Source organism: Paracoccus kondratievae (assembly GCF_009301415.1).
In the GTDB taxonomy this organism is placed as follows: domain Bacteria; phylum Pseudomonadota; class Alphaproteobacteria; order Rhodobacterales; family Rhodobacteraceae; genus Paracoccus; species Paracoccus kondratievae.
The window spans coordinates 670230-682738 of the sequence record NZ_CP045072.1 but is presented as its reverse complement, the minus strand read 5'-3'; the positions used below and the strand labels follow the sequence as shown (position 1 = coordinate 682738).

General features: G+C 62.8%; 13 protein-coding genes, 1 tRNA gene, 2 pseudogenes and 1 other annotated feature. Of the genes and pseudogenes, 8 read left to right on the top strand and 8 right to left on the bottom strand.

What is annotated here, in order from left to right; translation table 11 throughout:
- Positions 1–33 precede the first annotated feature (33 nt).
- Positions 34–969 (top strand): hypothetical protein, encoded by a 936-nt coding sequence (locus F8A10_RS03480; RefSeq protein WP_152366686.1) that lies wholly within the window; start codon positions 34–36, stop codon positions 967–969.
- A gap of 18 nt (positions 970–987) precedes the next feature.
- Here the strand turns inward: F8A10_RS03480 and F8A10_RS03475 are convergent.
- Positions 988–1356: pseudogene (locus F8A10_RS03475) on the bottom strand (transposase); the annotation flags it as partial.
- A 92-nt stretch (positions 1357–1448) separates the two neighbouring features.
- Between F8A10_RS03475 and F8A10_RS03470 the strand changes: the two are divergent.
- Positions 1449–2134: pseudogene (locus F8A10_RS03470) on the top strand (IS3 family transposase); the annotation flags it as partial.
- Positions 1628–1744: a sequence feature (AL1L pseudoknot), on the top strand. It overlaps the preceding pseudogene by 117 nt.
- A 2-nt stretch (positions 2135–2136) precedes the next feature.
- Here F8A10_RS03470 and F8A10_RS21030 read toward each other — a convergent pair.
- Entirely contained in the window at positions 2137–2292 is a 156-nt protein-coding gene (locus tag F8A10_RS21030; protein ID WP_193668209.1) for a hypothetical protein, read from the bottom strand.
- A gap of 191 nt (positions 2293–2483) precedes the next feature.
- The gene (locus tag F8A10_RS03465; protein WP_152366685.1) at positions 2484–3098 is read right to left on the bottom strand and encodes a helix-turn-helix domain-containing protein; all 615 of its coding nucleotides are present in this window, start codon (positions 3096–3098) and stop codon (positions 2484–2486) included.
- Positions 3099–3215: 117 nt separating this feature from the next.
- Here F8A10_RS03465 and F8A10_RS03460 point away from each other — a divergent pair, with 117 nt between their 5' ends.
- Together F8A10_RS03460 and F8A10_RS03455 are read left to right on the top strand one after the other, a co-directional pair.
- Positions 3216–3458: a hypothetical protein gene (locus tag F8A10_RS03460; RefSeq protein WP_152366684.1), complete on the top strand. Its 243-nt coding sequence runs from the start codon at positions 3216–3218 to the stop codon at positions 3456–3458.
- Positions 3459–3708: 250 nt separating this feature from the next.
- Positions 3709–4788 (top strand): tyrosine-type recombinase/integrase, encoded by a 1080-nt coding sequence (locus tag F8A10_RS03455; protein ID WP_152366683.1) that lies wholly within the window; start codon positions 3709–3711, stop codon positions 4786–4788.
- Positions 4789–5043: 255 nt separating this feature from the next.
- Here the strand turns inward: F8A10_RS03455 and F8A10_RS03450 are convergent, their stop codons facing one another.
- The 5 genes from F8A10_RS03450 to F8A10_RS03430 all read right to left on the bottom strand — a co-directional run bounded on the left by F8A10_RS03450 (position 5044) and on the right by F8A10_RS03430 (position 9726).
- The gene (locus tag F8A10_RS03450; protein WP_010398122.1) at positions 5044–5328 is read right to left on the bottom strand and encodes a hypothetical protein; all 285 of its coding nucleotides are present in this window, start codon (positions 5326–5328) and stop codon (positions 5044–5046) included.
- 228 nt (positions 5329–5556) lie between these two features.
- Positions 5557–5632, bottom strand: a tRNA-Thr gene (locus F8A10_RS03445).
- Between the two features lie 52 nt (positions 5633–5684).
- Positions 5685–7442 carry a heme biosynthesis protein HemY gene (locus F8A10_RS03440; protein ID WP_152366682.1) on the bottom strand — a complete coding sequence of 586 codons (1758 nt, stop codon included), beginning with the start codon at positions 7440–7442 and terminating at the stop codon, positions 5685–5687.
- A 10-nt stretch (positions 7443–7452) separates the two neighbouring features.
- A complete protein-coding gene (locus tag F8A10_RS03435; protein WP_152366681.1) occupies positions 7453–8922 on the bottom strand; it encodes a COG4223 family protein in 1470 nt (489 codons plus the stop codon).
- 96 nt (positions 8923–9018) lie between these two features.
- The gene (locus F8A10_RS03430; RefSeq protein WP_010398114.1) at positions 9019–9726 is read right to left on the bottom strand and encodes a uroporphyrinogen-III synthase; all 708 of its coding nucleotides are present in this window, start codon (positions 9724–9726) and stop codon (positions 9019–9021) included.
- Between the two features lie 64 nt (positions 9727–9790).
- Here F8A10_RS03430 and tsaD point away from each other — a divergent pair, with 64 nt between their 5' ends.
- From tsaD to F8A10_RS03410, 4 genes are read left to right on the top strand one after another with little or no spacing between them, the layout of a single operon-like run.
- Positions 9791–10861 (top strand): tRNA (adenosine(37)-N6)-threonylcarbamoyltransferase complex transferase subunit TsaD, encoded by a 1071-nt coding sequence (tsaD, locus tag F8A10_RS03425; protein WP_152366680.1) that lies wholly within the window; start codon positions 9791–9793, stop codon positions 10859–10861.
- Positions 10858–11802: an NAD(P)H-dependent glycerol-3-phosphate dehydrogenase gene (locus F8A10_RS03420; RefSeq protein ID WP_010398110.1), complete on the top strand. Its 945-nt coding sequence runs from the start codon at positions 10858–10860 to the stop codon at positions 11800–11802. Before tsaD ends, F8A10_RS03420 begins: the two co-directional genes overlap by 4 nt.
- Entirely contained in the window at positions 11802–12074 is a 273-nt protein-coding gene (locus F8A10_RS03415; protein ID WP_040602183.1) for a YciI family protein, read from the top strand. The genes F8A10_RS03420 and F8A10_RS03415 overlap by 1 nt, the downstream gene beginning before the upstream one ends.
- A complete protein-coding gene (locus F8A10_RS03410; protein ID WP_085501194.1) occupies positions 12074–12499 on the top strand; it encodes an EVE domain-containing protein in 426 nt (141 codons plus the stop codon). The genes F8A10_RS03415 and F8A10_RS03410 overlap by 1 nt, the downstream gene beginning before the upstream one ends.
- Positions 12500–12509 lie beyond the last annotated feature (10 nt).

Genomic DNA, 12509 nt, shown 5'->3' with positions numbered 1-12509 from the left:
CTTTGCCTTTTCACGTTCTGGGGAGCACCCGTCTTGGCGCAGCAGAAAACCGATCCTGCGAATTACTACCTCTCGGCTGCCGGCGCGGCAGCGTTCTGGTCGCTGCGCATCAACGACGTGACGGTCTGGCGCGACTTCAACGGGCAGGACACGAATTTTACCCTGCCGGTGAACGCCTATCTGCAAAGCGGCCGGAACGAGATCACCGTCACCTTCGTCTCGGTCGCGGGCGATCCCTACGAGTTCAACGTGGCGACGCCGGATTTCTATTTCCTGACCGAGATCGAGCGCCTGGATCTGAAGACGCGCGACACGCGCCGGGCCACGCTGCTGAACCTGACGCTGGACGAAAAGAACGACATCCAGTCGCCCGCCGAAACCCGCTTCGGCCTGCCTGTGCAGATCGCGACGCAGCCTCCGATGCTGGTCGCCGGCGGCGGCTACGACCGGCAGGAGCTGGCTGACGGCTGGGGCAGCACATGGACCGCGCGCCGCGCCATGGCGGTGTTCGAGCTGGCCGATGAATTGCCCGAGTTGCCCTGGGCCAAGGCCCCCGTCCTGTCTGACACGCCCGAACTGCGGGCCAGCCTGCTGGATGCCTATCGCGAGCTGCATGCCGCGCTGTCCTCGGGCGACCGTGACCGCATCCGTCAGCTCTACGAGCCGGCCTGGCGCCAGATCGCCGCCAGCATGAACTACGCCTCGGTCGATGAATTCATCGAGAAGACCTCGGCGCTGGAGCAGCTCGGCCCGGTCGATCCGCAGGGCATGCGCCTGCAGCCCTTGGACCTGGTGCTGGGCGAGCGGGATTTCGTGATCGAATTCATGGCCGGCAAACGGCTGATCCGCATCGTGCCCGATCCCATCCTTTGGGCGGCGGCGGACGATCCCGACAATGTCCAAAGCAGCAATGTCGCCTTCTTCATGGGCAGCGACAAGCGGCTGCATGTGGGGGCGGTGCTTTACTAGGGTCAGGCTTCATAACCATTAGATGACGGTTGCGGCGCGCGCGATGGCCGGGAGGAAGACCTTGGGGCATCTGTCATAGCGGGTCGCGACGCGTCTCCGGTCCTTCAGCCTGCCGAACATGATCTCGATGCGGTTGCGGCGCTTATACCGGCGCTTATCGTATTTGACCGGGGTCTTGCGCTGCTTCCGACCGGGGATGCAGGCGCGTATCCCTTTGTCTTGCAACGCTTCTCGCATCGCTTCTCGGAACCAATCGGCGTCATGGCCGCGATCCCCGAGCAGCCAATCGACTTTCGGGAGGCTGCTGAGGAACGCCCGTGCGCCGATGTAGCCGCTGACCTGACCGGCGGTGACGAACAGGCCCAGCGGACGCCCCTGGCTGTCCGAATGGCCGCTCCGGCTAACTTGCTGAGGTGGCCATGCTGCACGGCTCTGTTCTCGACAATGAGGGTCAGCATGGATCGCGTTGGCAGGCAGTCATGTCGATTTCCGCGAAGATCGGCTGTGCGCCGCAGACCCTGAACGAGTGGGTCAAGAAGGCCGAGGTCGACAGCGGCAAGCGTGCTGGCATCCCGACCGACATGGCAGAGAAGATGAAGGCGCTGGAGCGGGAGAACCGGGAACTGCGCCAGGCCAACGAGATCCTGCGCAAGGCGAGCGCATATTTTGCGATGGCGGAGCTCGACCGCCGGTCGAAGTGATGGTCGGGTTCATAGACGATCAGCGCGGGAAGCACGGGGTCGAGCCGATCTGCAGAGTTCTGCCGATCGCCCCGTCCACCTACTACGATCACCTGGCGAAGCGGGCCGATCCGGCCCGATTGTCGGATCGCACCCGGCGTGACGCAGCCCTGCGGCCCGAGATCGAGCGTGTCTTCGAAGAGAACTGGCGCGTCTACGGCGTGCGCAAGGTCTGGCGTCAGCTGGATCGGGAAGGCTTCGATGTCGCCCGTTGCACAGTCGCCAGGCTGATGAAGGACATGGGTATTCAAGGCATCATCCGGGGCAAGCCGCACAAGACCACGATCCCCGACAAGAAGGCCTCGTGCCCGCTGGACAAGGTGAACCGGCAGTTCCGCGTGCCTGCGCCGAACATGCTCTGGGTCAGCGATTTCACTTACGTCGCCACTTGGAGGGGGTTCGTCTATGTTGCTTTCGTCATCGACGCCTAGCCTGCCAGGTCGAGAATGAAATCGACGACCTCACGCTTGGTGTAGATTGCGCCGCGCTCCTCGATCCCGCCTTCAGTCGCCAACTTTTCCACAGCTTCGGTCACGGGACAGAAACCAGGGAAGGCAGTTTGGCGGGCGAGCGTTGCGGTCACGGGCGTTTCCTTGTTGAACATTCGGGGAACATAGTGCTTTTATAGCACCAATTGTGCAAGCCATTCTAGGGTGCGCAAGATGTGGCAATGTCGTATCTTCAAGGTATACAGTTGCAGTCCCTGGAGGAGAGGCACTTGGGGCGCAATTCGGCGGCTTCTCCGGCGGCAGCAGGGGGCCTTGATGCAGTCCGTCAGGTGGAAGAAGCATCAGCGTCGTCGTCGTCAAGTGCCGCCCAATAGCGCTTGCCGTACTTGGTGTGCTTACGAGCAGCCTGCACAATGTCGGCCTTCGTGTACTGGATCGTCGGATCGCCGCGCCACCAGCGATCCTGCTCGCGATCCGACAGCACCTCATAGACGACTGTACGCAAGTCCTCGTAGGAGATCTGATCCTCTCCGTTCCGAAAATGGGCAACGATATATGTCTGAAGCTCGAAGATTTCCTCCAGGATCGGACCATAATCGCAATGGCGCATCCGCCCGGTCAGAATGAACTCGGCATCGATATCGCTTATCGCGGCAAGCCTGCGCAGCACCTCGGCGGGCACCTTGGGCACTTCCTGCGACTCGTAGGCGATGTAGGTTCGTTTGGGGATGCCAAGCCGCCGCGCCATCTCCTCCTGTGAGATGCCCTTTTCTTCAATCTTCCGCCGCGCCTGCTTCAGGATCGCACCCACAGGTGCAACCGGGGCACGCTTACTCTCAGGCTCATACGAATCAAAATCGTCCTGCAGCCATGCATCCCAGTCCAGATCGTCGTCATCAAAGCTGATATCGAGGTCCGTTTGGGGCGTTTTCCCGTTCATTTCGCGACGTCTCCATGCAAAAGATGCAAGTTCTTGCACTAAAAATGACGATATTTTTCAATCCATTGACCGATCTGTCCATGCATGTTTTCCAATATATAGGAAAGGAGAACAGACATGTCGAAGATTTTCGATCTGGGGCGCACCCCTGAAGAATGGTCGGCGAAGCTTCGCCCGCGTGGAGTCGAGTTGTCACCGCGTACACTACGCTCCAAGGCCCGCACGCACGGTCAATACTTCGCCATCGGACGGGCGATTTTCATCACCCCCGACCAGATGGATGAGATCTTGCTGCGTGAAGCGGACCTCATTTCGCAGGCTGACCGAGCGCGGCGTCCCTCACAGCGGCCTTCCGCGTAAGTATTTCACGAAGCTTTCAGCGAATGAGCGTTTCCAAGATGACCGTAAATCGCGAACCGACAGGGTCCGAAATTCTTGATACGGGCATGACACCGGCAGAATGGGTCATGCGGCTTTGCGAACGGGGTCTGGAAATCAGCGAACGGAGCCTGAGGGAAAAGGCGAACCGGATTGGAGCCTGCTACCGTCTGGGAAATGCGATGATCATTACGCCTGCTCATCTTGATGAGATTTTAATGGAGGGACAGAAATGCCGCTCGAACCATATCTCCGGGGCCGCATCTGGTGGGTCAGGGGTCGTGTCGAAATCAACGGCCGCGCCATCACAGGTCCATACCGCAAAAGCACGGGCGCGACTGATGAAGCTGGCGCGCATGACTGGATAGCCGAGGAAACGGATATACAGCGTCGCCGCCATTATAGTGGCGCGAAGGAAACCTACTATTTTAGAGATGCGGTATATCTTTATCAGGCAAAGGAGCGAGAGGCGCGAAAACTCTTGCCGATTCTAGATGAAATCGGCGATATGCTTATCTCTGATATTACCGGAAAACTTCTCAAGAACCTTGGGGCTAAGCTTCGGCCGAATGTCTCGACGGACACCTGGTGGCGGGAAATTGTCACGCCCGCTCGCGCCGCTATCAACAACGCGCATGAGTTGGTTGGCACCCCGCTCTTGCGTGTTAAGCCATACGATCAATTCGAGCGGATTGCCCAAGACCGAAAACGCAATCGTCAGAGCCGAATAAAGCGAAAGCCGTCGAATCGGAAATGGATTGACGCCTTCTGCATCGCCGCCGATCCCTATAACGCTGCCCTGGTTCGCTTCATGTTCGAGACCGCAGCGCGGATCGATCAGGCCGTATCAATTCGGCCCAATGACCTGCGACCGGATGAGTGCAAGGTGCGTTTGAAGGCGCAGAAGGGGCACCCGGAAGCCTGGGTCACCGTGTCGCCGGAAATGATGGTGGAAATCGAGGCACTGGAGCCGAAGCGGCCGCGTAACCGCCGCACAGGGGCTCTGCTGGACCCGCGTGTTTTCGGCTATGGTAGCTCGACAGGCTACAACAATCGCTGGCGCACCATCTGCAAGCGTGCCGGAATCCCCTATCTGTCAGCTCATGCCGCGGGTCGTCACGGCTTTTACACCGAACTGGTCGTGCGCCAGCAGGTTGATCCGGTCACTGCGGCCGAGGCAGGGCGATGGGCTGATGCAAATCTGCCGATGCGCATTTATGCTCACGCCGAGGTTGACGAAGGGCAGATTCGTGCGCGGTTTCGTACAAAGCCGGTACATACCACGACTTCTGAATGCGCTAAAGGAATGTAAAGAAAAGGAGAATTCGGATATGGGACTATCCCTCCTAAGGGGCAGGTTACAGGTTCAAGTCCTGTCGGGGTCACCATCCTCCTGATACAGAACATGAGCTGGCCTAGCGATGATGCACGGAGGCACGGCTTTGGCCCCTTTAGGATAAGCGGCGCCGTGGAACCCGCGACGCCCTCTATTCTTTGGCCAAACGGCCGGACGAGACTCTGCCTCAGAGAAAGCCCCGAGGCGAAGGTCACATGCCCTGCCCTTCTTTCAGGCTTTACGGCGCCGCGTAACGACAAAGGTCGCAGCTGCGCCGATCAGGCCAAAGAACACCCACGTATAGGGCAGAATGTCGGCCGTTTCACTGCGGATCGGCAGCACAGCCACCGTTCCTGGCCGGGTTTCGTAACCGGGTTTTCCCTGCGCCTGAGCCTCGGCGATCTGCTGGGGAGAGACGACCCATTCCGCATTTCTTTTCTTGTCCCTGATCATCGCGCCCGCGCTGATGACGATGCCGACAATCAGGGCGATGATCAGGCGTTTCGTAAGGGTCATCCCGTAATCCTTTGAATTATTGCGTTTCGCCTGCGATCCATAAATCAGCGCAGCAGGCGGCAGTCTTACGAGGTGCTGCGTAATCACCCCGGCAAGGGACCGCAATACGATTACGCCCACCGGTATGGAAACGCAGGAGGTGCATTCAGCGACACGCAAGCAAGCCGGGCGATTAAAAAGAGAAAACCCACGCAACCGATTGACGGCGCGTGGGTTTTCTCTGGTTCATGGTGCCGCTGAAGGGACTCGAACCCCCGACCCCATCATTACGAATGACGTGCTCTACCAGCTGAGCTACAGCGGCATCTTGTACGCCGCGCCAGATAGCAGGTTCCCGCGCGGACGAAAAGGGGGGATCAGAGTTTTTTCCCCGTATTCGTCAAGTCATCCTCTTCTGGCGGCTCGACATCAGGACGCACCGGCAGAACGTCGCCCCCGACCGCAGGCACAGGCTTGCGCGCAACTTCGGGGGCGGCGGGGGCTGGCTCGGGCTCCGGGTCCGGATCGGTAACGGTCATCGCGGGCTCAGCCCCGCCAACACCGGAGGAAACGCGGCGATAATCCGATTCGCGCGGCACCATCCCCGGCGAAACATCCGGTATCTCGACTGGCGCGGCAGCCACCTTGGCCACGGCCGGGTCAGAGCCGATCTGCCCCGGCTCTGCCGGGTGCGGTGCAGGATCGAGGGCGGGAACATCGACAGAAACAGGCGCCGCCCCAGCCCCTTCAGGCTTGCTTCCGACCAGCAGCGGCAGCATCTCAACCCCGTTCGGGACAGGTGCGCTCCAGGCCGGTGTCTCGGGCTCGCGCCAGGTCAGCGTATCGAACCCGCCACAGCTGTCGCAAGTCGGAGACCAGTCGGCCATGACGTTGTGGCACTTGTCGCAGACCCATTGCGGCCCACGGCTTGCAACCAGCGCCCGGGCCAGAATGCCACGCACCACCGCATCATCAGAACCCTCGCCCCGTTCGACCGCGGCAAGGATCGACAGCGAACGCACCGTCGGATGCTTCTCGGCCAGATCGCCCAAGGCGCGCCGTGCGCCGGGAAAGTCCTCGACAGCAAGCAGCAGCTCTGCCCGCAGAAGTTTGGTTTCCTCGTGATCGGGGTTCTGGCGCATAAGATCTTCGAAGCGGCGCAGCCGGGCGGCCGGCTTTTCGTCGGGGGCGATCTCGGCATAGGTCGCCGCAACCGAGGGATGAGGCCGGACGCTCCAGGTTTTCTGCAGCACCCGGCTGGCGTTGCGCGCGTCGTTTTGTGCGATATAGCTGCGCGCGGCCAGAACCGCCGCCGGAATCAGGTCCGGGCTGGCGCGGTTAGCCGAAATCGCCGCCTCGCGGGCGCTGATCGAATTGCCCTGAGCCAGCACCTCGGATGCCTCTTTCAGCGCCAGAACCGCATCGCGGCGGATATGAACATCCTTGGGCAACAGGCCCTGCTGGCGCTTGTCCTTCAGAACCGCGCGCGCGCCTTTCCAGTCGCCTTCACGCGTCTGCAGCTGCAACAGCGTATCCTGCAACTCGGGATGCTTCGGTTTCAGCGCGTAGGCTTTTTCGGCCAATTTCAAGGCAGTTGTGGTATCACCTTCATCCAGTTTCTGCCGCATCAGACCACGAATACCGACAAAGCGGGTACGCTGGTCAGACAGCAGACGACGGTAGATCTCGCCCGCCTTGCGGCTATCGCCGGCAACCTCAGCGGCCTGCGCGGCCAACAGGTCGGTGACATGGGGCTTGTCAAGGAACTTGGCCGCTTTGGCTGCCTTGTCCTGCGCAAGCTTGCCCTCGCCCGAGGCGACGGCAAGCATCCCTTCGGACAGAGCCTCATAACCCTTACGCTCACGCGAGCGGGCAAAATAGCGATTGATCGCGGTCTCATCGCCCAAAAGAAAGCGCATGAATGCCAGCAGTATGCCAAGGATGCGCACCAGCGCCCAGCCCAGCAACACCACGATCAGCGCCGCGATGATCAGCTGTACCGGACCCAGGGTGTATTCGGTGCCGCCATAGACCATGCTAAGGCCGCCGCCGGTTTCCGATAGCTGCATAGCCCCCAGCGCCAAGACCAGAACTATGGCAAAAAAGATCAGTATTTTCAATGCCGAAAGCAGCATGGCGCGCCCCTTACATGCTGCCCGCGGCCAAAGCGGCCAGCGCGGCATTAGCTTCGATCCACAGCCCGGCCGAGGCGGTCCAGTCCGCCATCGCCTGCTGCCCCGATTGGGGCAGGCTGGCGATTTCTTCCAGCGCACCCTTGATATCGCCGGCTTTCACAGCAGCATCGGCACGTGACAGGATGGCGTCGGGATCGTTGCCTTCGCGCGGCTCGACCGAACGCGCGCCAGTCTGCACCCGCAAGAAATCACCGATCATCCCCAGCGCGCCATTGCTGCCTTGCACCTCTTGCAGCGCAGCGGCCAGCCCCTCACGCGCGGCGGCGGGAAAGTTTGCGCGCAATTGGTCAAGAGTCGGCACATCCCCGGTCAGCACTGCCGGAGGCTCGACCCCAGCCGCGCGCAGACCGGCAAGCGCCTGATCGCGTTGACCACCAGTCTCGATCGCGACGCGCAATGCAGCGGCAGCCGTAGCGGCCTGAGCGCGACGGTTCGCGGCCTCGGCATTGCTTTGAAGATCGGCGGCCTGGGCCTCAGCCGCAGCGATGCGCCGCTCCGCCTCTTCGGCGGTGGCAGCGATCTGGTTGCGCAGCGCCTCGGCTTGCGCGGCAAAGCTCTGCATCTGCTCGGCGGTCGCGCCGCCGCCAGCCCCGCGTGAGGCAAGCTCATCAATGCGTTGCTGCTGCGCCGTCAGCTTAGCGGTCAGTTCATTCAGAAGCTGCTGCAACTCGTCACTGTTTTCGCCAGACACCACCGGGGCGACAACAGGTCGGGCATTCAGATCAGCCAGCGATTTTTCCAGCACTGCCAGCTTTTGCTCCAGCGCCGACAGGGCCTCGGCATCGCCACCCTGCTGCTGCGGAGCGTCGGCCAAAGCCTGCCGTGCCGCATCCGCGCCCGCATCGGCAGCGCGGGTGGCAAAAGCTTCGGCCTGAGTTTGGATTTCTGCCCGGGCGGCCTCAATACCAGCCTCGCGGGCGGCGGCAATCTGTGCCTCGGTCGGGGCGGATTCGCTTGCGCCGGGCTGCCACGCCGGGGGCAGATGCGGGATCGCCCACCATGCCGCCGCAGCGCCAAGACCGGCAGCGACGACACCGCCGACAAAGGTAGGCACGAAACCGCCCTTGCGCACCTCAACCACGCGGGTTTCGACCTTTGCTGGTCCAGAGGGGGCGGTTGATTTTGCCGGAACTGGCTCAAAGGTGGTGGGCGAAGGCGCTTCGGCAGGCTTGGGGGCGGCCGGTTTCGATTCGGCTGCCGTCTTTCCCGCATCGGGTTTGAGCGCCGCAGCAGCCAAAGAACCGCCTTTACCAACCAGCACTGATTCGACCGGCGGCTTGGATTCAACCGCTGCTGCCGAGGCCCCCTCGCCCGAGCTGACCGGGCGGCTGTCGATAGCCGCGCCCGAAACTGCCTTTTTCTTTCCGTCTTTTCCGGGGCTTGCCTTGTTTTCGCTGGAATTGATCTCTGGCTTTTTCACAACTCTTCCCCGTTCCCTTTCACATCGCGGCCCGCTGCGGGGGGCTATGGTCCCGCCGTCCTGCACCTGCGATCATGCCTGGCTCCGGCAGGCAGTCTAGTCGCCGGGACGTGGGGCCTCAACCCGCCCTCGCGCGGATTGTTCCGTCGCAAGCAGACGCGAGAGGGCATAGCAGATCCCGTCGGCATCGGGGGTCGGGGCAAGTTCGATGCGACTCGCCGGCCCCAGCCACGCACCCCGCGCCGCCGCGCTGATCGGGGCCAGCCACAACGGGGCCTGCGCATCCTCAGCCTGCGGCGATAAAAGCCGCGCCGAACGTGGCGAAAATAGCGGCAAAAGCACCGGCGCTGACCCGGCAAGCACCTCTTTTGCCTCGGCGTTCAGCCGCTCGGGCGCCTGATCATAGACGACCATGCCCGGCACCGGCAATCTGCGGGCGACATGGGTGCCGTGGGGATGCAGCCAGCCGTCATCCAGACCTTTCAGCAGCGGCATCATCCGCTCGGCGTCCCCAGGCCCGACGGTTACTTCATAGCCCGCTGCCTGCGCGGCCTCGGCCGTGGCAGGCCCGACGCAGATCGCGGGCCGCCCGCGTCCCGGCCCTGCCGCGGGGACCGCGTTGACCGAGGTAAAGACCAGTCCCCGCGCAGCACTTAACCGCACCGCATCATGCGCGACCGGTATGATGCGCAGCACGGGTGAGATCACCAACCTGACACCCGGCAGATCAAACTCTGCGGCAAATCGCCGCGAAGCAGGCTCGGGCCGGGTCAAAAGCAGGATAGGCTGGGGGTTGGACGGCATGGCAATCGCTCGGGCAAGATGCTACTTCCCCTCTGCCTAGGCCCTGGGCGGCGCGCAAACAAGGATGAGCATGGGACTGACCTTTCTGGGCATCGAGAGCAGCTGCGACGACACTGCGGCGGCGGTGGTGCGCGAGGATCGCACGATCCTTGCCTCGGTCGTGGCCGGGCAGACATCGCTGCATGCCGATTTCGGCGGCGTGGTGCCGGAAATCGCCGCCCGCGCCCATGCCGAGAAACTGGATATCTGCGTCGAAGAGGCCCTGCGCAAGGCGGGCCTGCGCCTGTCCGACCTGGACGGGATCGCCGTTACCGCCGGGCCCGGGCTGATTGGCGGCGTGCTTTCGGGCGTCATGCTTGCCAAAGGGCTGGCGGCGGGGAGTGGCCTGCCGCTGATCGGGGTCAATCATCTGGCCGGCCACGCGCTGACCCCACGCCTGACCGACGGCATCGGTTATCCTTATCTGATGCTGCTGGTTTCGGGCGGGCATTGCCAGTTCCTCTCGGTCGCGGGGCCAGAACAGTTTACCCGGCTGGGTGGAACCATCGACGACGCCCCCGGCGAGGCCTTTGACAAGGTTGCCAAGCTTTTGGGCCTGCCCCAACCGGGCGGCCCCGCAGTCGAGGCAGCGGCGCGCGCGGGTGATCCGCGCCGCTTTGCCCTGCCGCGACCGCTGCTTGACCGGCCGGGGTGCGATCTTAGCTTTTCGGGGCTAAAGACGGCGGTGCTGCGCCAACGTGACGCGCTGGCAGCGGCGCAAGGCGGGCTGCACGAACAGGACCGCGCCGATCTTTGCGCCAGCTTTGAGGCGGTCGTGGCCGATGTGCTGGCCGAAAAGACCCGTCGCGCCCTGGCCCTGGCACCAGCACCTGCGCTGGCCGTGGCCGGAGGTGTCGCGGCTAACCAAAGCCTGCGCACCGCGCTGCAAACCGTCGCGGCCGAAGCCGGCGCGACCTTTCTTGCGCCGCCCCTGCAGCTTTGCACAGACAATGCCGCAATGATCGCCTGGGCCGGGATCGAGAGCTACCTTGCTGGCCGGCGTGACGGCATGGATCTGGCCGCCCGCCCGCGATGGCCGCTGGACCAGCGCGCCGCCCCGATGCTTGGTGCTGGCAAGCGCGGAGCCAAGGCATGAGCGTCGCAGTCATCGGATCAGGCGCATTCGGCACCGCGCTGGCAGTATCCCTGGCGGCCAAAGGACCCGTTACGCTTTGGGGGCGCGAAACCGGCTGGGCCGCTGCTGGTGAAAACCCGCGCCTGCCGGGCGTGCCCCTTCCCGCCAGCCTGATCGTCACAAAAGAGCTTAAGGATATCACTGCCCCCACCGTCCTGCTTGCCCTGCCCGCGCAATCGCTGGGTGGTTTTCTGACGGACCATGGCGCGCGGCTTGATCGCCGTAATCTGGTCAGCTGCGCCAAGGGGATCGACCTGACTACGCTGACCGGTCCTTCGGCACTGATCGCTTCCGCCTGCCCGCATGCGACCGTAGCGGTGTTGACCGGACCAAGCTTTGCCGCCGATATCGCCCGTGGTTTACCGACCGCGCTGACACTCGCCTGTGCCGATGCTGCCGCCGCCGAGATTTTACAGCGCCAGCTTTCGACCGCCTCGCTGCGGCTTTACCGCACGACCGATGTAACCGGGGCCGAACTGGGCGGGGCGCTGAAAAACGTCATCGCCATCGCCGCAGGGGCTGCGATCGGCGCCGGCTACGGCGACAGCGCAAGGGCAAGCATTGTCACGCGCGGCTTTGCCGAGATGACGCGGCTGGCCGTAACGCTGGGCGCAAGGCCCGAAACGCTGGGCGGGCTTTCAGGGCTTGGCGATCTGGTGCTGACCTGCACCTCGGAGCAGTCGCGCAACTTTCGCTATGGGTTGGCCCTTGGCGCGGGCAGCGAGTTCGCGCCCGGCACCACTGTCGAAGGTGCTGCCACCGCCCGTGCCGTTTCGCGTCTGGCCGAGGGGTTGGGGATCGAGATGCCGATCTCGAATCTGGTCGCCGGTCTTGCCCAGGGCAGTATCGTCATGGAACATGCGCTGGATTTTCTGCTCAAACGCCCCCTGAAGGAGGAATGATGCCCCTTTTCGCCGTGATCTGCCGCGACCATCCCGGCAAGCTGCAAACCCGTCTCGATACCCGCGAAAATCATCTGGCATTCCTGAAGGAACAGCCCGGCCTGCAAATGGCCGGCCCGCTGATCGAAAATGGTGAGATGCGCGGCTCGCTGCTGGTGGTTGAGGCTGACGAGTTGACGCAGGTCAAGGAATGGGCCGCCCGGGATCCCTACAAAGCGGCAGACCTGTTTGCCTCGGTCGAGGTGATCGAGTGGAAGAAGGTGATCGGCTGATGGCATACTGGCTGTTCAAATCCGAGCCGGACGTGTTCAGCTTTGACGACCTGATCGCCCGGGGCGAAAAGGGCGAAGAGTGGGACGGCGTGCGCAACTATCAGGCCCGCAACAACATGCGCACCATGAAAAAGGGCGAACGCGGCTTTTTCTATCACTCGAACGTCGGCAAAGAAATCGTCGGCATCTGCGAGGTGGTGACCGAGGCCCATCCCGACTCGACCGCAGACGATCCGAAATGGGAATGTGTGGATGTCCGCGCCGTCGCCTGGCTTGAGCGGCCCATCTCGCTGGACATGGCCAAGACCGAGCCGAGGCTCAAGGATATGGTGCTGGTCAACAACTCGCGCCTCTCTGTGCAGCCTGTTTCGGACGCGGAATGGCAGGTCATTCTGGAACTCGCGGGCGGCACCCGGACACTCTGAACATCACGCA

Excerpts from the sequence above, each read along its gene's own strand:
- F8A10_RS03465 (WP_152366685.1), bottom strand. The coding sequence starts at position 3,098 with ATGAACGGGAAAACGCCCCAAACGGACCTCGATATCAGCTTTGATGAC.
- F8A10_RS03460 (WP_152366684.1), top strand. The coding sequence starts at position 3,216 with ATGTCGAAGATTTTCGATCTGGGGCGCACCCCTGAAGAATGGTCGGCG.
- F8A10_RS03455 (WP_152366683.1), top strand. The coding sequence starts at position 3,709 with ATGCCGCTCGAACCATATCTCCGGGGCCGCATCTGGTGGGTCAGGGGT.
- F8A10_RS03450 (WP_010398122.1), bottom strand. The coding sequence starts at position 5,328 with ATGACCCTTACGAAACGCCTGATCATCGCCCTGATTGTCGGCATCGTC.
- F8A10_RS03440 (WP_152366682.1), bottom strand. The coding sequence starts at position 7,442 with ATGCTGCTTTCGGCATTGAAAATACTGATCTTTTTTGCCATAGTTCTG.
- F8A10_RS03430 (WP_010398114.1), bottom strand. The coding sequence starts at position 9,726 with ATGCCGTCCAACCCCCAGCCTATCCTGCTTTTGACCCGGCCCGAGCCT.
- tsaD (WP_152366680.1), top strand. The coding sequence starts at position 9,791 with ATGAGCATGGGACTGACCTTTCTGGGCATCGAGAGCAGCTGCGACGAC.
- F8A10_RS03420 (WP_010398110.1), top strand. The coding sequence starts at position 10,858 with ATGAGCGTCGCAGTCATCGGATCAGGCGCATTCGGCACCGCGCTGGCA.
- F8A10_RS03415 (WP_040602183.1), top strand. The coding sequence starts at position 11,802 with ATGCCCCTTTTCGCCGTGATCTGCCGCGACCATCCCGGCAAGCTGCAA.
- F8A10_RS03410 (WP_085501194.1), top strand. The coding sequence starts at position 12,074 with ATGGCATACTGGCTGTTCAAATCCGAGCCGGACGTGTTCAGCTTTGAC.